Below are 22,269 nucleotides of genomic sequence, written 5' to 3'. Positions count from 1 at the left end.
CCATGCGATATATCCACGGTTAGCGATTACAGAAACCATGATGGAACCTTATCAAGTCATCACTATCATCGTTGCAGCTTGTGGAGTGTTATTAGCCGGCGGCGGCCTTATTGTTTCAATAGTTTCGTTACGCCGATCAAGCGCGAATGAAGCCCGATCGCGTCGCCTGCAAGAGAAGCAAGAAGAGCTTACTGAACTTCAGCTGAAGCTTCACCGTGACGAAGTCGAGAAGATTGAAAAGTCAGATATAGCTTCTGCTAGTGATAGGCAAGCTGATATTCGTGTAAACCTTGAAGGTAGTGCTAAGAACGCGAGGTTCGTAATACGAAACTGGGGGTATTCTGCGGCAAAAGATATCGATTTGGAGGTGACGTCAATCGAAGGCAAGTCATCGCCTCTTGTGACTGGCGATGCTGACGTGAAATTACCAATACCACGTTTAGCGCCAGGTGGTGATTGTAGCTTGATAGCGGCTCTCTCATTTGATACGGGGGTAGCATTTGACGTATCGTTGACTTGGGCTGAAGAGGATGGTTCCAAACGACAGCAATCATCAAGGATTTCACTTTGACCTTGATCACCGCTGACAAAGCGCATCACTTTGCAGCCGTCGGCTACCGGACGCTTGCAAGCTCGCGTCGGTTTGCACGACGTAAAAACGAAAAGAGGAAGTTGTGAGAAACCCGCTAATTGTTTCAGCTTTAGCATTATTTCTTGTTGGTTGTAGCGCCTCTCCCAACAATATGCGTAAAAGCGGCCCGGATGAAGTGCATACAAGCTTTAAAGATGCCAAACAGGTGGCTTTGTGTGTTGGTTCATCTTGGGAGGGTCTTGCGGTCGTCAGTTCGCGAGAAATAGAAAATGGATACTCAGTAACGGGTTTGCTTCGTGGCAGACTCCACTATCTAGCGGATATCAACAACCATGAAAACGGGAGTCAAACCAAGCTCTACAAGTTTATGTCAGTTAGCGTAGGCCGAGATGCATTTTTCGGCTGGGCCTCCAAGTGCCAATGAACGAGCAGGCTTTAACAAGTACAAACAAGAAATGCTCCTAATGCAATCGTTAGGTGTCGATGTCTATGCATAGTAATTATTTTTAATTCTATAGTTGAGGGAAAACGATGAGCAAGGTGAAAGAGTTAAAATTCGACGATATTGAATTTGAAATAGATTCAAGTCAGCAATTTGCAACTGTTCTGTTTGACCGGGATGGTGATCAGGAAGAAACTTTAATTACTGTAATTAAAGGTGGAAAAATTAACCAGTTTAATGGAGACAATAAATACAATCCTTCTAAGAGAAGACGTGCTTCTTGTGTATACGTAAAAGAAGAGGGCACTGATAGTACTATTAAAATATGTACCGTCCAGCATAAGGGCTCGACTTTGGTTGAAGTTCATACCGTTTCCAACGATGAAATAAATTATCTTTTTTAAACACCCTGTTTGCTTTGTATCGAGTAGGTGAGACGTCACCGTCTCAGCCCTCTCGCAGAATCGTACATACGGACTACGTATACGACTCATGTAAACGCTTGTGCCGACAGTGCCGGGTCACAGAGCCCCATACGCTGGCGGGTCAGGTCAACCAACCCGAGCGCGCCATGCAACCAACGGCTGCCATCGCATAGCTGGCCAGTGGACTCTGAGGATTGTGCCAGCTTTTCATCCGAAACGATTTGAACGGCAGCTGGTAACCCAGCTGCTTCAATCGCCGGTGCAGGCGCGTTGGCGTTTAACTCACGACAATCGTTTGATCAATGAAATCATTCTTAAGCCGACTGAAAGTGGAGCTGATCTACGCTGAGCATTTTGAGTCGATCGCGACCGCCCAATCCGCTATCTTCGAGTACATTGAAATGTTTTATAACCGGAAGAGAAGACACTCCAGCTTGGGCTATAATAAGCTCGGTGGACTACGAGCGCAGATTCGCATGGCTGAGTGTCTACTTTTCGTGGGTAGGGCCATAAAGTTCGCGAAGGCGCTGCCTTTTCAGCACTGAGGTAGGACTCAGAAAGTGGTATGCAAAGTCGTCATCTTGGGCAAAAAAACTGAACACGTTAGACCCAGAATTAATGTCATGCATACTGCCGATACCAAACGTGCCATGTCTGCCATAGATACTGACAGATGTAGTCTGATCAAGTATGCCTACCCCACTGAAGCTGCCATTTCTCTTCGACGAAGAAATTGTATCTCCTTGACAGTTTGCTACTTCAAAATCGATGTCAAAGATTCGGTAATTAGACGACAAGTTGCTCACTTGCCCATTAAAAACACAACCTTTGTTATCTGCGCCAGTTATGGCGCCACCGCTATCAATTGTGAATGAAATCGTTCGATCGTCCACGAGGAAGTTGTAACCTGTGTACGTCGCACTTAGTTCTTCAAGAGTAATAGGAGGAGCCTGAGTGTCTTGATCCGCTTTGACATACAAAAGTTGAGTTTCCGGCGCCCCACTGGGGTCTGGCGTGCTAAAGGTCTTTTCGTTCAGTACTGTTCCTTGAGTTTCAGTGGGCTCGTGAATGCTGACTCCATTTTTCCAGTCCACAAATGTTTCATGCCATTCGAAATATTGATCGTTTTTGAACTTAGCATTCCCAACCCACTGAGGAGACGGGTGATTCACGCTATTTCTCACTATTCTCCCAGATTTAGTTATTGACACCCAACCAACTTGATACCCCTCTTCTGGGCTTGAGGCTCCACTACTTACTAAATGCACTGTGTATTCGCCGGGCTCCAAATCACCAATACCGTCAATGTACGGGTCTACGTTTGCTTGGCTTTTCGCCTCTTGCTTCGAGTCATCATCCCTTTCAATACAGGCTGATAAGAAAGGGAATGCTAGAACTAACACTGCTATCCGTAGCTTCATGAAGCACTCCACGTATAAGATATTAGAATTATATTTCGAGACCAAGGCTGTCTAATTATTAGGACGCCATCCACTTTTCTATTTATAGCGCGACAATTAGCTTGGCCGGTTCGGACAAGATAGTTGACGCTGCATAGCCATTTTTGGTGGCACAAAAACCGCTTCAATAATGCATCTAAGCGGGCAGTTAACCTCAGCACCAGCAATAAGGAAGCAAGATGTTTCAAGTTTCATGTTTCATGTTTAATCGATTAAAGCGGTGCAGGTGTGGTGGTCGCATAAAAATAACCGGTTCCACCGAGAAAGCTGCGGAAGTTGAAGTGATAAATCCCATCTTTAGGGAACGTGTGCTCAAGGCTTCCAGAACAACTGAAGACTGGTTGACGGTGATAGATGCTGCCTGAGATGTCTTCAGACATGACAGCCCAGCCAAATGCATATTTATTACTGAAGTAATCCCCGAACTCGCTGCAACGTCTTTCCGTTGTGGCATCTTCCCGTGGGTCCACGTAAGCCTGTAGGTAGATCGTTTCACCAGCCTTCCCCTTGTAACCAAAATGGTTCGTTGCTGGGTGGGATGTCAGCTTGTTTTTTCCATCAATATCAATACGCCCCAAGTTTTCAGGATGACCGCCCGTACCTAGCTGGTTCCCAAGCTGAGGCTCGGAATCCGCCGGCAAAATTGTTGCCACGAAGGACCCTTTGGCACTCGGGAATCCGAGTTTTAAATCGTAGTTCCCTGCGTCAATAAATTGGTGGAAGAAATAGGGCGTACATGAACGCTTTATGCTTTCATTCACACCAGATAGATTGAGAATTCGAATGCCGGTGTAATAACCATCCTGTTCGAGGCATCGGCGGTTGTCCGTATCATTAATGACGGTGTCGATGTTCCCTGAAATGATCAGGATGTCGCCTGCGCCCACGCTCACCCCGAAGTGATTATAGAAAGCTTCGGTTTTTATCTCGTTTAGATTTTGGAAATCAATAGGGGTTGGGTCGCTTACAGGCCCGCCTTCATTGAGGATAATTGGCTCGCTTGAATCATCGTTCGAAGAATTGTCTGAGCCGCCACCGCCGCCGCACGCTATGAGTGCCAACGACAAAATACTGAGTGGTAATAATTTGATTAAATTCAATTAAGCTCCTTGATATTATTAGTGTTGATAGGAGACTAAGTTTCGCATAAAAATAATAATTTCAATAGGTTGCAATCCGTAAAAGTTACGCGGTGGGCCTTTTGCCTGCGTAAAATCATCCGAGCGGAAAGAATCGCCAACCTGTGCCTCAGGAAGAGTTCCCCATCATCGGCAGAGGAGCGTTCACCGCACCGTCGCGAAGTTCGGTGCAGATAGCTCCCAGCTAGCAAATTATTGGTTACCTACATATTACCTATTTAATTCCTTCGTCTACTAATCCTTGCTTCCAGTCCTTCTCCATAACCATTCTAAAGCTTAGAGGGTCGCCCTGGTCTTCAAGCGCAAGCTGGCCGATTGACGCTGTTATATCCGCATATCGGGTAAACAGCTCGAACAGTTTGCGTTTGTATTCCGTATCATCATTACCCTTCAAATGGTCACCCTTAGTTTCCAGTACCGAGAAACGGAACTTGCCGTTCTCAACACCGTGCACGCAGGCCAGTAGGTCTGGGTAAACTCGGTGGCGCTGCCAGCCCTGCAAGCCGTAGGAGCGCTGATTGACGGCAATTCGGTGCCACCAATACACACATTTGCTTTCATCCAGATACCAGGCAGTGTTTTTCTCTAGATTATTAAACTCACTCTGGTAAACCTTCTCGAACAAGTTTTTCTCCAGCGGTGTGCCGTTCTTGCGATACAGCAATGGATCCACATCAGATACATCAATTTCTAGAGTTTCGGCAATCTTCCAGTTGAGCGCTGGATCATTGGAGGTCACCAGCCGCAAGGTGATCTCGCCGCTATCGAGTTTGTCCCGAAACAGGACTTCGGCCATAGCGTTAACTTGCTCTCGCAGATCCGCCTTCATCGCTTGAATCAAGTCGAACCGATTCACGTAAATTTGCTCATCGGTGACGCCCTTGTCCCGCAGAGCGACGAAAGTTTCTTCCAGCAAACGCATTCCCTGCCAGGGGTTGGGTATCACATCGAGGAGTTGGCGCACCAGGTAGGGTGCATCCAGACCTTCTTCAGGCAAGGCATCTACCGCTTCTTGATCAAGTTCAAAGATGGTTTGGCCAGATTCCTTTGCCTTTCGGTCCAAGTTAACGCGGGCCACCGTACGTTCGAGTTTATCAGCGTCCATGGTAGCTTTGTCCGCGCCGAGGAACTGCAAGGCTTCCCAATCCAAAATGCCGAGCACATCCCGGTCGTAGTCCAGTGGCCGATAGCCCTCAGGGACACTGGCGTCTCGATGAAGCACTCGTGGCAGAAAGATCGGCGGCAAACCTGCAAACTTGCCCTGCCGCTCAATAGTCTCACGGCGCATGTTCTGCGCCTGCCCACTGCCTGGATCCACCGATTTCACGCTAGAGGCCAGATCGGCCATGCCCTCGTCTTCCAGGCCTTTACGCACACCGTTAATAGCCTGAGTGACATCTTGATCGAAAGTGAACACGTAACACTCATCCAGTGCCGCTATCCCAGTAGCCTGTGCATGGGGCTGACGCAGCACTCTGCCGATCATTTGGGTAAGTGCCGTTGTGGCTGTAGTGCGTGACAATACCGCCAAGACATAGGCGAATGGGCAATCCCAGCCCTCGCGCAGCGCATCTTTGGTGATGATAAAACGCACAGGCGATGTGGGCGAAAGTAGATCTTCATCGGCCAGTTCGTCATCACTGGAGGTCTTGAGGCGGATATACTCTTCCTTCACACCCAATTGATCACGCAAGTATTCCCGGGCATCCTCTGCGTGCACCAGCCCAGCGTCGCGCTGATCTTTGCCAGTGCGTTCAACGCGTACCAGGACGATAGGCCGAATGTAGCGCCCGGTCTTGTTCTGGAACGCCAGTGCCGCCTGCTCCAGTTCTTGCTGCTTGGCATGTGCCAGAGTGAGGGTGTGTTTCCAGCCACCCTTGCCATCGTTGATCACATTGATAGGGAGCTTAATCATTTCCTCGTCCTTGAGATCCGTCCCCGGCACGTTCACCAATACATTGGATTGATGCTTGTTGTTGGTGTTGGGTGTGGCGGAGAGCTCAAGAATGAAGCGGGGATTGAAGCCGGCCAGGGTATCCCGGGCTGTGTCCGAATACGCTTTGTGGCCCTCGTCAACCACCACCACCGGCCTGACCAAGCGCAGCACATTACCCAAACTCTGCTTGATAGAGACCGAACCGGGCACAATACCTTCGCCAAACCCCATGTCCGCCAAATCGTTCTGATCCAGATTCGGCACATGATCGAGTAGTGTCTGGTTAGCCTCGCTGTCATCTTCCATTGGAAAAAAGGAGGTAAAACGGCCACTATCGCGAAACAGGCGCAGTGTTTCCTTGGACTTACGTGCCGCCGAGGGCAGCATTAGCAGCATCACACACAGCTGGCCTTCCACATCCCGGCGAGCGAAGGCATCGCCCTTTTCCAGTAGTTTTACTCGTCCTCCGGAGGCACGCTCTAGCATTTGCCGATATGGATGTTCTCGGTTGGCCAATTGCTTCCAAGTTTGCCGGTAGATGGCCTCTGAAGGCACTACCCACAATATCAGCCCGGTCTGGCGCTTGAAGTAATCTGTCTGCACTCGTTCTAGTGCGGCAGTGGCCAGCAAGGTCTTACCACCGCCCGTGGGTACCTTGAAACAGATATTGGGGGTTGATAGTCCCTGGCCATCATGCCGAGAGAGATAGGGAGCCACGACGGGGTTTCCGCCCTGGTTGAGATAGGGCAGCAGGCGCTCGGTATTGAGTTGATCCCACGCCTCGCGGCAGTAATCGCCCAGAGTAGATGCCTTGCCCTTATTCTTCTGGAACTCGACAAAGTCCTGAGCCTGCTCGCGCTGCTCAGCCAGCACCGTCAGATAGCTGTCCAGCTTGCTCAATACGCCTTGCTGGTATTCCTTCAACTCCATGCTTAACCCCCAAGAATACGATGGACGGCATAGGGCAACTGACAAAATTCGATGCGCCGGGCGGTCAGCTCTTTCTGGCTCATGAACTTGGCCACGGCAAACACGATGGCGCGCTTTCCGCTCTTGTTGCCCTGCCCAATAGCAGCCATTCTTTCGGCGTTCAGTGCCGAGTCATTGGAGCGTAGCCACTCTTTGTTTGGCTGATAGAATAAATGTACTCGGAACAGGTCTGTCTCACCGATAAAGCCATCAGGCGCAGGCTTGCCTATCTTTTCCAATGACTGCCCCGTAGCGGTATAGAAAACGTAGCGTGCCAGCGCGTCGAAGCCAGGCAATCCTTTACCGGTAAGCAAGCTTTCAATATCTATGGGCTCTCCCAGGGTGCAGTAGGTAAAGCTGCCCCCAATCCCTGGAGCGGTTTCCTTCACCTTGCGCTCGCCGGTGACGGTGAGTATCCCGTCTTTGATCTGCTTTTTGATCTTATCGTACTCGTGGCCGTTCAGGTTTTCGATGGAGGCGATATGCTCCAGAACCTTCGCCTGCTTTTTTTCAAAGGTACTCCAGGTGATGTTTTCTCGATGCAACTCTTCTCGCAGGGTGCCGGTGTAGGGATAGCCTTTGATCACCCGGCGAACACGCTCTGCGGTGAGACTGTCGGCGTAGTCTTCGCACTCGACAAGAATAAAGCGGCGATCACCTTGATCGTATTTGTTCAATTCAAGCACAGCGTGTGCTGTGGAGCCACTTCCTGCAAAACTATCCAAGATCAAAGAGTCTCTGTGTGTTGCCATCTGAAGAATTCGATGGAGCAGTCTAACGGGTTTAATCGTATCGAATGCAAGTTCGGAATCTTTCATAATGGACATCAGTTCTTTCTTTGCTTCATCAGTGTGGCCGGCCTCATTACTAGGCCACCATGTCCATGGAACAAAGCCCTCAATCTCGCTTGCATAACGGATTAGATTCGGTTGAGCATCGCCTTTTTTTCCAAAGTATATCCGACCCTCCGCTTGCAACTTGTTAAAGGTGTTCTCGCTCATTCCCCAGCATCGTCCTTCTGGGGGAGTGTGCACTTTTCCGGAAGGAGTCGTTATTTCATAAAATTGATCTTTAGTAGCATGGCCAGCCTGTGCTGTGATCGGGACAGGCCGCCAACGACCTTTGGGATCATTGTTCGGATTGCGATACACCTCCAACTGGTCTTCAGTAGGGTCGAGTTTATTTCTTGTGGCTTTAAAGTGTCCCTTATCCATCGCATACACGTGAACATAGTCGTGAACATCACCTATCGCTTCCCGGTTTTCTCGAGAGTACCGTTTTTGCCAAACGATAGTAGCCACGTGTTGTTCTTCACCAAAGATTTCATCTAGAAGCCCCCTTAGTCTATGGCCTTCGTTATCATCGATCGTCGCAAAAATCACGCCGGTTGGACTAAGCAGCTCTTTTAATAAATTCAACCTTGGCCACATCATGCACAACCACTTCTCATGCCGCTCTAGATCTTCCTTGTCCACCGGGTTGGCGGACTTTTTCAGCCACTCCTTCATCAGCGGTGAGCGTACGTTGTCGTTATAGCACCAGCCCTCGTTGCCGGTGTTGTAGGGCGGGTCGATAAAGATGCAGTCTACTTTGCCAGCATGGGTAGGCAGTAGCGCCTTGAGGGCTTCAAGGTTGTCGCCGTGGATAATGAGGTTGTCGTCCAGTGATGGTTGCTTGCCTTCGACAGGTAGGGACTTGTCCGGCACCACCTGCAACTCTCGAAACGGCACCGAGAGGTGATGTGAGTAGACAAACTGCTTGCCCTTGAATTCTAGCGTTGGCATTAGGTACTCCAGGTCCGATCAAAATACGCCTTGAGGGCGGGTATTTGTGATTCCGCATCTTAATGGGGTGCGAGATTCGTGCAGCGATATTGCACTGTAGATGTGGCATGTTCAAGCGTAGGGCTGAGGTGCGTTTAGTTGCGCGTTTCCCAGGGTGGGCTGATTCAGCTTCCACTGAGCTCCACCAACGTCCATGCCGTTTCCAGAAAAAATTAGAGGCCCCAGCCTCGCGTAGCACCATGAGTCATGTCTCGCTCAACCTGTTTCTCCCGCAACCATTCGTAAATTTCGGAATCAATCCAGCCTACAGATCGGCCTCCCAGAGATATGGGTCGTGGAAATATGCAAGCATCGACGTACTTATAGATGGTTGACCTTGCTAAACCAGTTTTTTCTTGCACTTCTGTCAGCCTGAGTACTCTCATCTGCACTCTCCTTTAGTTCGTCATAGTATCTCCTTCGGGTTGAGTTCCGCTTTCATTTCATATTGTGTAACCTCTGAGTACGGGTGGCCTCATTGTGGTGGTCACGAAGGCACACATCAGTTTAGGGCAGATTGAATATGAGCTTTGGAAACAATACCGACGATACAAATTTTGAGCGGTCTGCAATTTTGCAAGAGGCCGCGGTGCAGATAGTAGTGAAAGAGCGTTCCGAGGATGAAGCAATCAACGTGGCTGAGCAGCTGTATGCCAAACGGATGGAAGCTGAAAAGCTTGGGCGAGTCGTTTTAGACGACCAGGGTAATGCTACGTCCTATCACGACGCAGCTCTAAACCCGGAACCTTTGACAGCATCTCAGCACGAAGCTGTGGGCAATGCCTATCAAAAATTGTGCGAGAAAGAAGGCGTTGAAGCGTTCTAACCATTGAGGAAGACACCTTTCAATTTTTTATCGACTGGCGCCGGTGCTGATACCTTAGACGTTCGGTTGCCAGTCGTATATCGGTTGAACGTTAATCTGAACAGTAGTTATTGGATCGCCCGTCCCATACATGAATGAATGGTTCGTAGCTTTGACGAATTTCCTCAAGCTGCTCGATAGCCTCAAAGTTTGCATGGCCATTCAGCTCTGAAAACAGGGTTCGAATAATACCAAAAGACTCAGCTCGCCTTAGGTCGCGCATCTCATGCGTCATTATTAGAAATCGTCGCCTATCCAGAACTGTCTTTCTGGGTTTCATTGAATAACCTGCATGCCCCACAATTAGGCTCCTGATTTCGTCAGGTTTGCCATTGAATCGTTTGATATGAACCTTAGGCTCGTAATGAGCTTGGAGAGCCTTCTGCCACTCGCTTGCCCATTTCACAGTAGAGACGTAATTGTTGCCTGCGAACATGGACGGCCTTACCAGCAAAAGGCAATGAAAATGGGGGTGAACGGATTCTCTATCGACTTGGCTTTCGGTAACCTCAATAAACCGAATACCTCCGAGCACATTATCCTTCCATAACTTGCGTGTTCTCATTCGCTGGAACGCCTTAACCATAATATCGCCGGTGGGCCGAAGATCCTCCACATTGCAGTCGCGAACAGTTAGCGTCAGATACAACCACTTGCTGTCAAGAAGGTAAGGGTTTTGGTCGAGTAGCTGATGGATTTTGCTACGGTACTTACGTGCTTTTTGCCGTTGGCAAAGGGGGCAGTGAGTATGTTTGCAGTAAAGGGCATCTATAAACGTGTCGTTGCTCGGAGTTCGATAGGTTCGAACGTATTTTGCGCAATTCAGTAACCGGTGGCCGTCGGTTTGTCTGCAGCCGTCTGATAGGAAATGACCTGCAGTTTCCTGGGTCATCTCTTTGTATTTACGAAGGTCTTCGAGGGGCGTGCTTTTGCGCTTTATAGGGCTCATGAGCGATCTCCAGAAAGCATCAACTGGTTAGTTTGTATTTATCTGTTATGAGTGCAGACACAGGCCGGTATCAGAACCAATTTGCCGATGGATGACTCGGAATTTGAGGTCTCAGGTGTGCTAGATAGGATTATTTTTAATGAAGAGATGTTGTCTATTAATTAAATATAAAGAGGGAGTTATGCAACTTCTGACAGAATTCCAGGATTTTCGTAGGTTTGTTCGGCGGCAGAATCGAAGCACTTCGCTAGCCAATGTTTCACCTCTGTCTCTATCCAACCGACGGATGCCCCGGCCAGTGGAACAGGGTGTGGGAAATGTCTCTCGTCGATGTATTTGTACACGGTCGACCGGGCCAGCCCTGTCATTGCCATGACATGTCTGATTCGAAGAACCCGAAGGTCTATTTCGCTTGTATCATCCCCGGTAATGGCGACTGCCCAGAGGGTGACGTGGTCTGAGCCTGAGGGAGCTGCATCGCGCGCTCGTATTTGTTGGATGATCCATTTGTTTACATGGGCTGCGACCCAGCCGACTGACTTGCCTCCGAGAACTGCAGAGTTGGGGAAAGTGCCCAGCTTCATGAATTTGTACACAGATGAACGGCCAAGGCCGGTTGTGTGGGTAACGTCCCTTAGTCTAAAAATTTGCATGGTTGACCCCCTATTCGTTCAAACCATCGGACGGGGGTGTAGAGAATGATCAGTGCTGCAGAAACGATTCCCGGTCGTGAGGGGGCAATGTGTCGATCTAGAACCGGCCTTTGTTGTCATTCCGGATAGTCAATATCGAACAGATATGCTCGCGTGCGGGCTTCAAAGTCAGAAGTTAATTTCTCGCTCTAAATTTAGTCAGTAGTGGGCAGCTCAAAGGGGGTACTGCTAACCCAGTGGCCAAAAGTGTGCTTCCGGTTAACTGATAGACGTCAGCAATTTGTTCAGTTTCGATTTTGTTTTGCTTCGGGTTGTAGTTGATCAACGTCAGTGAGACTGAACCTCCTGTCGCAGTCGATTCTTGATGCCCCTGAGGAGCTGTGAACTCCAGTGCGAAGTGTCCGAACCGTGCTTCGTGTTCTGTGGGTAGGATTTGGTAGTGGTAGTTTTGGGGATGCTCAGGGAGTACTTCCGAGACTTCGAGGGCTTTTTTTGCACCCGAGGCGAGCGAGGCTATTGAAACCGTTAAGCCTGCCTCGATCAGCGTGAGTAAGGGAAAGCCGGGCTGGCTACCCAAACCAGGTCTTTTTTTACCCTGATTTTCCTCGTTGGGCATTTTCATAAAGGCTCGGTAGCCATCAAGCCAATTTACACGAATTTCTTCGCGAATGGTCGCGTGAAGGTCTTTAGGTGAAAGCTCCGAAAGCTCGACCCAGAACTTGGACAATATTTTTGATGCCAGATCAAGACTGACCCAGTGGAGAAAGTTCCAAGCTGAGGGCAGGGGTGGCCTAGCCATCTGTTTTGCTAGTCTGGCCAAATCATCGCGCTCGTTTATTTCCCTATTCTTGGCGGCAGCGCCTTTCGAAAAATGCCGCATGAATTGTATGCGTTCGTGATGTAGATAGTTCAGAGCCGCGTCCGAAATGTAGGGGGCGGATTGCGCAAAAATCACTATCCCTCCTGGTTGAATTTCCATTCCGAAACGTGGGTGCCGGAGGTTTAGCGCATGAACGCTGTTATATCGTCCGATTATCCCGGGAGAGTTTCCGCCAGGCAGTGAAACCCGAACGTAGTGAAATTCCCGGAGCTTTGACATCTGATTCTTGACTTGCCGTATCGCCAACCCAGTTCTTTGAGCGAGATCGGAGAAGCCGATATTTCTGATGATTCCTCCATCGTCGGCTTCCTCGAGCAGAGCAATCAACAGCACCCGCTGAGGTATCGTTAACTGATGCGGCCGTTTACCGATCGACAGTGAATTCCATGTCAGTAACTGGTGGACTTTGCGTTTATGTAAGTGGGGTTGTTTGCTGCGGGCAAACGAACATATTTGCGGTTCTTCAATTTTTACTTGGTACCGAACCTGCGAAATCTCCGTCTGTTTGCTCTCGTGCACTTCCAAAATGCCCGCTGAACGAAGCTCGTTGACTACCTTGTAGAATCTCGACTTCGGCAAATCTACCGCACGAATAAATGCTGTTACCTGCGCCTCCCAGGGAGACTGATCGCCGTAGCGCGCCGTGAATTTCAGTAGGAAGAACTTCGCAAATGGTGAACAACTGATATGTGAAACGAGCAGAAGCATGACAATATTCACTATATTTAGTAGGTACCGTATAGGATACTCATGAACCTTAACGTTTGCACAACGTTGTGTTCATGATATTGTAAATTAGTATGATTTGGTCTGATAATAAGCGTTATTAAATGAGATGGTGTCCTAATTGAACTCAAGAATTGAAAGGTGGACTGATCGAGTGCAGAGCGATGGGCTCGTGGATTTCGCGATTGGGTACCTTCAGGAAAACGGTGAGAAGCTTCCAGCCGATAACCGCAAAAGGTCTGCAACAAGAATGTCGCGAAGAGAGCAGTTGGCTGAAATGGTCATGGAGTTGATGGGCTCCGATAGTCGCAAATATCGGTTCCGGTTACTGCAGGATTCTGTAAGGCAAAAGAGAGCAAGTCTTGTTCGGGAAGGCCAGAAGAGATCAATCAAGCGTTTGGATCTGAAAGATTCTGTGTGTGCCAAATTGGAATCGATGTCCAAATTTAGCAGGCTGCGCCAATCAACATTGGTTGAAAATCTGATAAACGATGAAGCTGCAATCAGAAGAGGGGAGAGCTTCGCTTTAAAGAAGCAGCGCCAGTTGATCAAAGCGGACTTTAAAGTACTATACGAGAAAGAGACTGAACTGAAAGCTAGGGATGCAGGGTTGGCTCAACAAGAGAAAAGTTTTTCCGGGAGGCTGGCTCGCTTGGCAGCTTTTGAAAAACTGGTGAACGCAATCATGAAGTGTGCAGCTGATGATCTTGATGTTCGCGTTGATGTTAGTGCGGGGGGGAGTGTTGAAAATCTTTTCACCTTTGCTTCCCCAGGTGGTTCATCTGAAGAGCTTAAGCCTGTGGCCGATGCGTGGGATGAGGTTCTCAGTCATCTGGGCTCCCACTCTGTTCAGAGCTGATGCGGAAAATTCACAGGTGTTAGTCAGATTCTCTAATCCGTTCTAGATAGTCAGACCATTCCTGCATCATCCTCTTCCGATCTTCAAGACGTGCGGAACGGTTATAGGCAGCGGCTACTTGGTTTCGCTGTTTATGCGCGAGCTGAAGTTCAATAATCTCTGGTTGCCAGCCTTGTTCATGAAGAATGGTCGAGGCGGTGGCTCGAAATCCGTGGCCAACCATTGTGGTGCCGTCATAACCCATAGACTTCAGGGCCACGTTAATTGTGTTTTCCGAAAGTGGGCGACCTCGCTTTACTGATTCAAATGCCAGCTCTTGGTGACCAGTAATGGTGTGTAGCTCTTTCAGAATGGCAACTGCTTGTATCGACAAAGGGACTATGTGGTCCGGAACCTGTCCTGCTCTCTTTGCTTTTTGAGTGCCCTTCATACGTCTACCTGGAATGATCCACGAGCCGGATTCGAGGTCGATCTCCTTCCATTCAGCGTTGCGAAGTTCGCCTGGCCGCAGAAATAGCATAGGGGCCAGCCTTAAAGCTGCCCTGGTTGAAGCGTGGCCGCCGTATGCCTCGATAGCTCTGAGCAGCTTTCCGAGCTCGTTTTGGGTGGTAATGGCAGATCGGTGTTGAGTAGGAACGGTTTTGAGCAGGCCCTTCAATGTGGCGGTAGGGTCTATCTCGGCGCGCCCCTCAGCTACGGCAAACCGAAAGATCTCACCAATGCGCTGTCGGAGTCGATGAGCGGTTTCGTACTTGCCTTGATTCTCGATTGCACGGAGAGCCTCAAGCACCATAATTGGCTTGATCTCAGCAATGGGAATGTGGCCAAGTTTGGGGTAGGTCCAGGTTTCGAGTCTCTTGCGGGCAACTTCAAGAGTGCTGTCAGCGAGCTCGTCCTTCTTGAGTTTTAGCCAATCTTCTGCCACAGCTTTGAACGTATCGGCCTTTTCCTGAAGTGCGGCTTTCTCCTGTTTTTTAGCCTCATTAGGGTCAACGGCGTCGGCAATCTGCTCCCGTGCCTCTGTGCGCCGCTGACGGGCTAACTTTAACGAGACATCCGGGTATACCCCCAAAGCAAGTGTTTTCTCCTTTCCACCGAAGCGGTATTTCATGCGCCAGTATTTGCCAGACGGCTGAATGTCCAGATACATGCCAGCCCCATCGGAGAGCTTGATGCGTTTACCGTAGTTCTCAAAGTTTGCGGACTTGATCTGTCTGTCGGTCAGCTTGTTTGTGGCCATAGTAGGGGCTTTAGCTCATATTGGGGGTATAAAAGATACTATAACGGGATGCATTTCGGTTTGCACCCCCAGATGTACCCCCAGGATGCATAGGTTGCAGCGGATTATTATGGATTGATAAGGATTGACGCTTCTTTAAAAATGTTTAAAAACAGGGATTTATAAGATGTTATGGAGTGGTGCGGAACGTTGACTGGTGCCCTCGGCAGGACTCGAACCTGCTACCTTCCCCTTAGGAGGGGGACGCTCTATCCAGATGAGCTACGAAGGCGCTTCTTTCAGAAGGTCGGTATGATAACGGCCTAAGGCTTATGGCTCAAGGTGTGGCCGTGTTTTCTGCTTGTCTGGGAGTGTGCTTTGTCTGATCCTTTGTCGTTAAGCATCGTTGTGCCTGTCTGGATGGAGGCGGCGGGCGTTGTGGAAACACTTGAGGCGTTGCAGCCGCTGCGTGCTGCGGGCCACGAATTGATTGTTGTGGACGCCGGCAGCACCGATGGCACGGCCGGGTTGGCAAGCCCGCTGGCGGATGTGGTGGTTCAGGCAGGAAAGGGCAGGGCCGTTCAGATGAATGCGGGCGCCTTCGTTGCTAAAGGCGGTGTTCTGCTGTTTTTGCACGCGGATACTCGCCTTCCTTCAAGTGCATTGAATTACCTGGATAAGTTTTTTCAAAGCGATAAATCCTGGGGTCGTTTTGATGTGCGCCTAAGTGGCCAAAGTGCGATGTTCCGGGTGATTGCCTGGTTTATGAATCAGCGGTCGCGGTTAACGGGTATTTGCACGGGTGATCAGGCCTTGTTTGTGCGCAGGGACGTTTTTGAGGCGTTGGGTGGGTTTGCTAGCCTGCCGATTATGGAAGATATTGAGTTTTCGAGTCGGCTTCGCCTGGTTTCCCGACCCTTCTGTATTGAGGAACCGGTGACTACGGATAGCCGGCGCTGGGACCAGGGGGGTGTTTGGCACACGATTTTTCTTATGTGGCGTTTACGTTGGCGTTATTGGCGCGGCGAATCACCAGAAACGCTTGTTCATTCCTACCGTTCGGACGTTCGTAATGCCAAAGACTGAAGCCCCCAATGCATTGTTGATGCAATTTGCCAAGTGGCCGGAAGCTGGCCGGGTAAAAACACGCCTTATTCCCGCGCTGGGTGTTTCTGGGGCGTTGGATGCACATTTAACGCTCACGCTTGCTGTGCTGGATAACTTGTGTGGCTCTGGCCTTACGGTGCAGTTCTGGTGGGATAGGGCAGTAGACTCTGTGCCGGCGGATGCGCAGGGTGTTGTTCGCACGATTGAACAGCGGGGCCTAGGGCAGAAAATACAACAGGGCACTAACTTGGGCGATCGCATGCTGGACGCGCTTGGCACTGGCCTTGAGGCTCACGCCTTGGCTCTGATCGTGGGCAGCGATTGCCCTTCGGTTGAGCCGGCATACGTGCATCAGGCGGTGGCCAGTTTGCAGGAATACGATGTGGTTTTAGGTCCGTCGGATGATGGTGGCTATGTGCTGATCGGCGCGCGCCGGGTGGTTCCGCACATGCTGGATGGCATTGAGTGGGGCACGGAAGCTGTTCTCGAGCAGACTTGCCAGCGGCTGAAGAAGCTGGGGCTCAGCGTTGGTTTGCTGGAGCCCCGCTGGGATGTGGACGAGCCCGAGGACTGGGCGCGGTTTCAGCTTATTTAGCAGTCACCGGCGGTTGCTGCAAAATAAGGTCGCGGGCTTCGCTCGCGCTCAACCCTTCTCCTCCGGTTACTGCACGCAGCGCTCGGTCTCGGTTTAATACCGCATCCGTGAAGGTGGCTTTTAGCTCCTCAAGGCTTACAGATTTGACGGCTTGGGCGAGCTTCTCGCGGGAATCAAAGCCCTCCGAATCCCGGTCAATCTCGCTCCAGTAGCGCCCTGAAATCTCTCCCAGCTGGCGATCCCGCTCCAGAATGCTGCTGATCACCGCCTCTTTTTCACCCTCTAGTCGCTTCTCGTCTAGATTGCTGAGGGTCTTCTCAAAGCCTTTTGTAAATTCGCGAACCGCCTGGTCTATTTCGCTTTGGCTGGCGGTGGGGGATTGAACCACAAAGCCCAGAGCCGGTGTTTCGAGCATTTCAAACGGCGTTGCGTACACAATGTAGCCGAGCTGGCGGGTGGTGCGGAGCTCTTCATAAAATGGGCTGCTTATAATCTGCGCCAGTAGGCGGAACCGGGCGCGTTCTTCAAAGCTGGTGTTCTTGCCCTGCGTGTAGAGGGTGTACCCGGTGTCTGGGTGCTTTACGTTGAGGGAGACCAGAATTTCCTCTGCCGGCAGCTTGCGAACATGGCTGCGCTCAACCGGTACAAAGTCACTCTTGCCCAGAACAATCGCATTAACCTGTTTGGCTATGTTCAACGCGTAGGCTTGCGTAATGTTGCCGTGAGCCAGAAGCACTGGGTCAACTTCGGAGAGTAGTGTCTCGGTGAAAGACAAGAGCTCGTCGAGGGTTACGCTTCGGGCGGCCTCGAGCTTTTCTTCTGTGCTCCAAGTGTCCTCAAGCAGAGCGGTTTGGATAAACTCCGATGTTTGCTCAACCGGTCGGTCTTTGGCTTTGTTCTGCAGGCTGTCTATTAGATTTTGCTGTGAGATACCAAACCGTTGCCGGGTGATCTCCGGTGCCGACACCTGCATGAGAATACGGTTCATCAGGGTGTGCAATTTGTCGTTGTAGCCGCCGACCCGCACTGTGATCCCGCGTAAGTGCGGGTAGATGCTGTAATCCAGCCCTGCAAGGCGAGCGGAATAGGCCCAAGCGTTCAGGTTGGTGTTTATGCTGTCTACCAGTAGCTGCGTCAGCACATGGCTACGTGCGGATACGCGGGCAGCCGGGGTGCGCAGGCTGAAAAACACGCTGGCTTTAGGGGTGTTGAAGCGGGTGTCCCTGGCAAACCAGATAGCCATACCGTTGTTGCTCAGCAACTCGGGCTGGTTCATGGTTTTGCCCGGCACCATGGCTAGGTTTTCCGGCACAAACGGGTTGGGTAACGGAAGGCGAAGCTCCTTCACGAGAGGATCTGAAGCCTTAGCCAAAAGTGTTTCGGTATCCAAGGGTTCAATTTCCCAGGGTGCTTCATACCATTGGGTGAGGTTTGGGTTCTTCAACTCAGGCTGCGGTGCCAACACATAAGCCATCACGTTATCCGGTGTCAGCTTGGCAAGAATCGCCCGGTATTGGTCTGGCGCGTAGCGTTCCATCAACCAGGGCGCGCTGAGGATGTCATCGGCAGGGTAGTCCTGGAGTTGGCTCGACAGGCGCATGGCCTCATGTATTGGGTCGCCTTGTTCGCGAAAACGAAAATCGATTTGTGCCAAGCGCTGCATTTCTTCAAAGCGCTGCTGGCTTATGCCCTGCTCACGAATGATGTCGATGTATTGGAATACCAGAGGCAGAATTTCTTCGTGCTTGCGCAGGCCCTCGGGTGTAAGCGCAATGCTGATGTCCAATGTAGCGTTCTCGCCCGTGTCCATGCCGATGCCTGCCGACAGGCTATCTGCCAGCCCGTTCTTCTTGAGCACATCAAACAGGCTTCCTGGCCCTTCGTGGCCCAGCAGGTTGGCAACGTAGCTGGCGGGCTTGGTGCGGTAGTTTTCCTGCTGGGATGGAATTGGGAAAGACAGCGACAGGCTGCGCACATCTTTGATGGCTTGTGCCGTTACCTTCGCGGGTAGTGAATCGGTTTCAAGAAGGCTGGCAGTATGGGCCCGTGCTTCCAGATTGCGATTCTCTATGGCGTCGAAACGCGACTGCACCATGGTCTCAAGCTCATCCAGAGGCTGTGGCCCATAGACTGCGAGAGTCATCAAGTTCGCAGAGTAATGGCTTTTCCAGAACTCGATCAGGTCGGGCCGAAGAGGGCTATCTTCCGTGTTTTTCAGTGTGGTCAGGTTGCCGACTGCGAACTGGTGAAAAGCATGTTCTGGGTTGCTGGTGGCCTTTTTGACGGAATAGAAGCGACGGCCGTCTTCTTTCTGTTTGGCGCTGAACTCCGAATGAACGGCGTTGCGCTCGCGGTCGACAAGCTCGGCGGTAAACAGGGGCGCAGCAAACTGCTGGGCAAAGCGATCAAGCGCAGATCCCAGGTAATCAGCCTGAATATCAAAGAAATAGTTGGTGTTTTGAAAAGCGGTAAAGGCGTTATGGCTGCCGCCGTGGCTATTGATGAACTGTTGATACTCGCCGGGCTCGGGATACTGCTCAGTGCCGAGAAACAGCATGTGCTCCAGAAAGTGTGAAATGCCCTCACGCTCTTTCGGATCATCACCGCTGCCAACGGCTACGTTCATGGATGCGGCGGCTTTGTCTGCATTCTTGTCGGATACCAGAATAGCCCGCAAGCCATTAGCCAACTCAATGAAGCGGTATTCGTTGTTGTCGTTCGGGCTTTTGCTTGGCGTTTGTGCGGCCGTGGCAAACGAGCTGACAAACAACAGCAAAAGCAGCGCAAACGCATTAACCGTTAGTGCTCGGGCGTTCATTGGGGTACCGATATGCATAGGGCCTCTGTATCCGTTAAGGAGCTGTTGTAAATGTCTTCAGGGTATACGGGTCGGGCAATGTAATGGTGCACCATGTTTCAGTGCATCATTGTTTTGCGAGTTTTTTCCGGCTGCTGGTCGAGAGTTTTGCGGGCCAAATCTGCTGCCTTTTCGCCATCGAGTTCGCCGGAAGCAATACGCTCAAGCACGGTTGCCATAATAGCGACGGACTGGCGGTAATCGGCAAACTCTTCCTGGAATGCACTGTCGATGGCCTGGTACACCGCCTGAATTTTTTGCTCCCGGTCGCCCGCGTTTTTTGCCGTGTCGTTGATGGCTTTCAGGCATGCGCGTGCAATGGTGATGTAGCGTTCGGTGTTTTGGTTGTCATTCTGCATTGTCTAGCTTCCGGATATCGCTTGATCTGTGAAAATAATTGACGCCTGGAGAGGCAGTAAGTTCCTGATTATCGCATTGCTGGCAGGCTGTTTCATTGCTTTGTGGTAATTCAGCTCTGGGGAGTGTGAGTAGCTAATATTGTGCTAGTCTCAAGTACATTGTGTCGGAAATGCATACAGGCGTTCCTGGTAAATTTTTAGAGTAATGGCTCTATTTAAAACAATAAGTTACAGAGTAAAAGCTCTAAAAAATGTCGATACATAAGGTTACAATTAAGTACAATGGCGGCCATGTAGAGCCGATATCAAACTTTGGTCTAAGGCGGTCGGCATAAATCGATAACAACAGAGCAACAGGCAAGGTGGATTATCAATGAATTATTTCCTGACCGGTGGTACCGGGTTTATCGGCCGTTTTCTTGTGCAAAAATTACTGGCACGCGGCGGCACCGTGCATTTGCTGGTACGTGAGCAGTCTCAGGGAAAACTCGATGCACTCAGAGAGCGTTGGGGCGTAGATGAGTCCCGGGTAAAGGCTGTGGTTGGTGACCTTACCAGCGAGAACCTGGGCATTGATGCCAAAACCCTGAAAGCCCTGACAGGAAAGGTCGACCACTTTTTCCACCTTGCAGCCGTTTACGATATGGGTGCCGATGAAGAAGCCCAGCAGGCTACGAACATCGAGGGTACCAGATCCGCAGTTAAAGCCGCCGCAGCCGTGGGAGCGAAGCACTTTCATCATGTTTCATCTATTGCAGCGGCGGGCATGTTTAAGGGCACGTTCCGCGAGGATATGTTCGAAGAAGCCGAGAAGCTGGACCATCCGTACCTGATGACCAAACACGAATCAGAAAAGATTGTCCGTGAAGAGTGCAAGGTGCCATTTCGTATCTACCGCCCGGGTATGGTGATTGGTCATTCGGCCACCGGTGAAATGGATAAGATTGATGGCCCTTATTATTTCTTCAAGATGATCCAGAAAATCCGTCGAACGCTGCCCCAGTGGGTGCCGACGATTGGTATCGAAGGCGGCCGCCTGAATATTGTCCCCGTGGATTTCGTGGTCAATGCTTTGGATCACATAGCGCATCTGGATGGCGAAGACGGTAACTGCTTTCACCTTGTGGACACGGATCCTTATAAAGTTGGCGAAATTCTTAATATATTCAGCGAAGCTGCCCATGCGCCAAAAATGGGTATGCGTATTGATGCCCGCATGTTCGGGTTTATTCCGCCGTTCATCCGCCAGAGCCTGAAAAACCTGCCACCGGTAAAGCGTTTAACGGGCGCTTTGTTAGAAGACATGGGTATTCCCCGCTCCGTGCTGTCGTTTGTTAACTATCCCACCCGCTTTGATGCCCGTGAAACCGAGCGTGTGCTGAAAGGAACCGGTATTGAAGTGCCCCGTCTGCCGGATTACGCGCCGGTGATCTGGGATTTCTGGGAGCGTCATCTGGATCCAGACCTGTTCAAAGATCGCACGCTTAAAGGCACGGTTGATGGCAAGGTAGTGGTGATAACTGGTGCAACCTCGGGTATCGGCTTGGCGACAGCCGGAAAACTGGCGGAGACCGGGGCCATTCTGGTTATTGGCGCCCGTACTCGCAAAACGCTGGATGAGGTAACCGCATCACTGGAGGCCAAAGGGGGCAACGTGCATGCGTACCAGTGCGATTTCTCCAACATGGAGGAGTGCGATCAATTTGTGAAAACCGTTCTGGATAACCACGGTCATGTGGATGTGCTGGTGAACAACGCCGGGCGCTCTATTCGACGTTCGCTGTCGTTGGCATTTGATCGTTTTCACGACTTTGAGCGCACCATGCAGCTTAACTATTTTGGTTCCGTGCGCCTGATCATGGGCTTTGCGCCTTCCATGCTGGAGCGCAAGGGCGGACACGTGGTGAATATTTCATCCATTGGTGTTCTTACCAATGCGCCGCGATTCTCTGCGTATGTGGCGTCTAAATCGGCGCTCGATGCATTCAGCCGATGTGCGGCTTCTGAATGGTCCGATCGCAACGTAACGTTTACCACCATCAATATGCCGTTGGTGAAAACGCCGATGATTGCACCCACTAAGATCTACGATTCTGTGCCGACGCTTACACCGGAAGAAGCAGCAGATATGGTTGCGGACGCGATTGTTTATCGTCCTAAGCGGATTGCGACACGCCTTGGTGTGTTTGCCCAGGTGCTACATGCCGTGGCACCTAAGATGGGCGAGATCGTGATGAACACTGGGTACCACATGTTCCCGGATTCATCGCCAGGAGTAGGCGGCAAGCCCATTGAAAGGCCTAAGGTGTCCACGGAACAGGTGGCATTCGCAGCGGTTATGCGGGGCATTCACTGGTAAGCAGCGCTTTTGGTAAGTTGAATCAAAAAACCCGCTTTGTGAAGCGGGTTTTTTG

The 22,269-nt window shown here is 50.6% G+C and carries 19 protein-coding genes, 1 tRNA gene and 1 pseudogene; 9 read left to right on the top strand and 12 right to left on the bottom strand.

The window, feature by feature from the left end; genetic code table 11:
* The first annotated feature begins 37 nt into the window (after positions 1–37).
* The 4 genes and pseudogenes from CPH80_RS08195 to CPH80_RS22370 form a co-directional block, all read left to right on the top strand.
* Entirely contained in the window at positions 38–571 is a 534-nt protein-coding gene (locus CPH80_RS08195) for a hypothetical protein (protein ID WP_157746869.1), read from the top strand.
* A 103-nt stretch (positions 572–674) separates the two neighbouring features.
* On the top strand, positions 675–1,016 hold the full coding sequence (locus CPH80_RS08190) for a hypothetical protein (protein WP_096276801.1): 342 nt from the start codon (positions 675–677) through the stop codon (positions 1,014–1,016).
* Between the two features lie 107 nt (positions 1,017–1,123).
* Complete coding sequence (locus CPH80_RS08185) at positions 1,124–1,438, top strand: short-chain dehydrogenase (protein WP_096276799.1); 315 nt, start codon at positions 1,124–1,126, stop codon at positions 1,436–1,438.
* A 323-nt stretch (positions 1,439–1,761) separates the two neighbouring features.
* Positions 1,762–1,902 (top strand): annotated as a pseudogene (locus CPH80_RS22370) (IS3 family transposase); the annotation flags it as partial.
* 45 nt (positions 1,903–1,947) lie between these two features.
* Here the strand turns inward: CPH80_RS22370 and CPH80_RS08175 are convergent.
* The 5 genes from CPH80_RS08175 to CPH80_RS08155 all read right to left on the bottom strand — a co-directional run bounded on the left by CPH80_RS08175 (position 1,948) and on the right by CPH80_RS08155 (position 9,172).
* A complete protein-coding gene (locus CPH80_RS08175) occupies positions 1,948–2,880 on the bottom strand; it encodes a hypothetical protein (protein ID WP_096276795.1) in 933 nt (310 codons plus the stop codon).
* A gap of 251 nt (positions 2,881–3,131) precedes the next feature.
* Positions 3,132–4,019 carry a hypothetical protein gene (locus CPH80_RS08170; protein WP_096276793.1) on the bottom strand — a complete coding sequence of 296 codons (888 nt, stop codon included), beginning with the start codon at positions 4,017–4,019 and terminating at the stop codon, positions 3,132–3,134.
* Positions 4,020–4,272: 253 nt separating this feature from the next.
* Complete coding sequence (locus tag CPH80_RS08165) at positions 4,273–6,924, bottom strand: DEAD/DEAH box helicase (RefSeq protein ID WP_096276791.1); 2,652 nt, start codon at positions 6,922–6,924, stop codon at positions 4,273–4,275.
* Positions 6,925–6,926: 2 nt separating this feature from the next.
* On the bottom strand, positions 6,927–8,747 hold the full coding sequence (locus CPH80_RS08160) for a site-specific DNA-methyltransferase (protein WP_096276789.1): 1,821 nt from the start codon (positions 8,745–8,747) through the stop codon (positions 6,927–6,929).
* 212 nt (positions 8,748–8,959) lie between these two features.
* Entirely contained in the window at positions 8,960–9,172 is a 213-nt protein-coding gene (locus CPH80_RS08155) for an AlpA family transcriptional regulator (RefSeq protein ID WP_096276788.1), read from the bottom strand.
* A gap of 137 nt (positions 9,173–9,309) precedes the next feature.
* Here CPH80_RS08155 and CPH80_RS08150 point away from each other — a divergent pair, with 137 nt between their 5' ends.
* On the top strand, positions 9,310–9,612 hold the full coding sequence (locus CPH80_RS08150) for a hypothetical protein (RefSeq protein WP_096276786.1): 303 nt from the start codon (positions 9,310–9,312) through the stop codon (positions 9,610–9,612).
* A gap of 91 nt (positions 9,613–9,703) precedes the next feature.
* Here the strand turns inward: CPH80_RS08150 and CPH80_RS08145 are convergent, their stop codons facing one another.
* The 3 genes from CPH80_RS08145 to CPH80_RS08135 all read right to left on the bottom strand — a co-directional run bounded on the left by CPH80_RS08145 (position 9,704) and on the right by CPH80_RS08135 (position 12,841).
* A complete protein-coding gene (locus CPH80_RS08145; RefSeq protein ID WP_096276784.1) occupies positions 9,704–10,600 on the bottom strand; it encodes a protein rep in 897 nt (298 codons plus the stop codon).
* Between the two features lie 179 nt (positions 10,601–10,779).
* On the bottom strand, positions 10,780–11,253 hold the full coding sequence (locus CPH80_RS23155; RefSeq protein ID WP_319823052.1) for an AlpA family phage regulatory protein: 474 nt from the start codon (positions 11,251–11,253) through the stop codon (positions 10,780–10,782).
* 175 nt (positions 11,254–11,428) lie between these two features.
* Positions 11,429–12,841, bottom strand: a complete 1,413-nt coding sequence (locus CPH80_RS08135; protein WP_096276782.1) for a hypothetical protein — start codon at positions 12,839–12,841, stop codon at positions 11,429–11,431.
* Between the two features lie 190 nt (positions 12,842–13,031).
* Here CPH80_RS08135 and CPH80_RS08130 point away from each other — a divergent pair, with 190 nt between their 5' ends.
* A complete protein-coding gene (locus CPH80_RS08130) occupies positions 13,032–13,718 on the top strand; it encodes a hypothetical protein (RefSeq protein ID WP_157746868.1) in 687 nt (228 codons plus the stop codon).
* A 19-nt stretch (positions 13,719–13,737) separates the two neighbouring features.
* Here CPH80_RS08130 and CPH80_RS08125 read toward each other — a convergent pair whose 3' ends face one another.
* Positions 13,738–14,958 (bottom strand): tyrosine-type recombinase/integrase, encoded by a 1,221-nt coding sequence (locus CPH80_RS08125; protein WP_096276778.1) that lies wholly within the window; start codon positions 14,956–14,958, stop codon positions 13,738–13,740.
* A 194-nt stretch (positions 14,959–15,152) separates the two neighbouring features.
* Positions 15,153–15,229 (bottom strand) — tRNA-Arg (locus tag CPH80_RS08120).
* Between the two features lie 86 nt (positions 15,230–15,315).
* Here CPH80_RS08120 and CPH80_RS08115 point away from each other — a divergent pair.
* The gene (locus tag CPH80_RS08115; protein ID WP_096276776.1) at positions 15,316–16,023 is read left to right on the top strand and encodes a TIGR04283 family arsenosugar biosynthesis glycosyltransferase; all 708 of its coding nucleotides are present in this window, start codon (positions 15,316–15,318) and stop codon (positions 16,021–16,023) included.
* A complete protein-coding gene (locus tag CPH80_RS08110) occupies positions 16,010–16,639 on the top strand; it encodes a TIGR04282 family arsenosugar biosynthesis glycosyltransferase (protein WP_096276774.1) in 630 nt (209 codons plus the stop codon). Before CPH80_RS08115 ends, CPH80_RS08110 begins: the two co-directional genes overlap by 14 nt.
* Here the strand turns inward: CPH80_RS08110 and CPH80_RS08105 are convergent.
* The gene (locus CPH80_RS08105; RefSeq protein WP_227520411.1) at positions 16,632–19,475 is read right to left on the bottom strand and encodes an insulinase family protein; all 2,844 of its coding nucleotides are present in this window, start codon (positions 19,473–19,475) and stop codon (positions 16,632–16,634) included. The two genes, CPH80_RS08110 and CPH80_RS08105, sit on opposite strands and share 8 nt — an antisense overlap.
* An 80-nt stretch (positions 19,476–19,555) precedes the next feature.
* Positions 19,556–19,855, bottom strand: coding sequence for a hypothetical protein (locus CPH80_RS08100; RefSeq protein WP_096276772.1), 300 nt, complete (start codon positions 19,853–19,855; stop codon positions 19,556–19,558).
* A 373-nt stretch (positions 19,856–20,228) separates the two neighbouring features.
* Between CPH80_RS08100 and CPH80_RS08095 the strand changes: the two genes are divergently transcribed.
* Positions 20,229–22,214, top strand: a complete 1,986-nt coding sequence (locus CPH80_RS08095) for an SDR family oxidoreductase (RefSeq protein WP_096276770.1) — start codon at positions 20,229–20,231, stop codon at positions 22,212–22,214.
* The last annotated feature ends 55 nt before the right edge of the window (positions 22,215–22,269 follow it).

Source organism: Marinobacter sp. LV10R510-11A (genome assembly GCF_900215155.1).
Classification (GTDB): Bacteria; Pseudomonadota; Gammaproteobacteria; order Pseudomonadales; family Oleiphilaceae; genus Marinobacter.
The sequence above is the reverse complement of the archived record's forward strand: the minus strand, read 5'-3'. Positions and strand labels throughout refer to the sequence as shown.

What these genes read in the sequence shown, in the direction of transcription:
- CPH80_RS08195 (WP_157746869.1), top strand. Translation starts at nt 38, where the DNA reads ATGATGGAACCTTATCAAGTCATCACTATCATCGTTGCAGCTTGTGGA.
- CPH80_RS08185 (WP_096276799.1), top strand. Translation starts at nt 1,124, where the DNA reads ATGAGCAAGGTGAAAGAGTTAAAATTCGACGATATTGAATTTGAAATA.
- CPH80_RS08175 (WP_096276795.1), bottom strand. Translation starts at nt 2,880, where the DNA reads ATGAAGCTACGGATAGCAGTGTTAGTTCTAGCATTCCCTTTCTTATCA.
- CPH80_RS08165 (WP_096276791.1), bottom strand. Translation starts at nt 6,924, where the DNA reads ATGGAGTTGAAGGAATACCAGCAAGGCGTATTGAGCAAGCTGGACAGC.
- CPH80_RS08160 (WP_096276789.1), bottom strand. Translation starts at nt 8,747, where the DNA reads ATGCCAACGCTAGAATTCAAGGGCAAGCAGTTTGTCTACTCACATCAC.
- CPH80_RS08155 (WP_096276788.1), bottom strand. Translation starts at nt 9,172, where the DNA reads ATGAGAGTACTCAGGCTGACAGAAGTGCAAGAAAAAACTGGTTTAGCA.
- CPH80_RS08150 (WP_096276786.1), top strand. Translation starts at nt 9,310, where the DNA reads ATGAGCTTTGGAAACAATACCGACGATACAAATTTTGAGCGGTCTGCA.
- CPH80_RS08145 (WP_096276784.1), bottom strand. Translation starts at nt 10,600, where the DNA reads ATGAGCCCTATAAAGCGCAAAAGCACGCCCCTCGAAGACCTTCGTAAA.
- CPH80_RS23155 (WP_319823052.1), bottom strand. Translation starts at nt 11,253, where the DNA reads ATGCAAATTTTTAGACTAAGGGACGTTACCCACACAACCGGCCTTGGC.
- CPH80_RS08135 (WP_096276782.1), bottom strand. Translation starts at nt 12,841, where the DNA reads ATGCTTCTGCTCGTTTCACATATCAGTTGTTCACCATTTGCGAAGTTC.
- CPH80_RS08125 (WP_096276778.1), bottom strand. Translation starts at nt 14,958, where the DNA reads ATGGCCACAAACAAGCTGACCGACAGACAGATCAAGTCCGCAAACTTT.
- CPH80_RS08110 (WP_096276774.1), top strand. Translation starts at nt 16,010, where the DNA reads ATGCCAAAGACTGAAGCCCCCAATGCATTGTTGATGCAATTTGCCAAG.
- CPH80_RS08105 (WP_227520411.1), bottom strand. Translation starts at nt 19,475, where the DNA reads ATGCATATCGGTACCCCAATGAACGCCCGAGCACTAACGGTTAATGCG.
- CPH80_RS08100 (WP_096276772.1), bottom strand. Translation starts at nt 19,855, where the DNA reads ATGCAGAATGACAACCAAAACACCGAACGCTACATCACCATTGCACGC.
- CPH80_RS08095 (WP_096276770.1), top strand. Translation starts at nt 20,229, where the DNA reads ATGAATTATTTCCTGACCGGTGGTACCGGGTTTATCGGCCGTTTTCTT.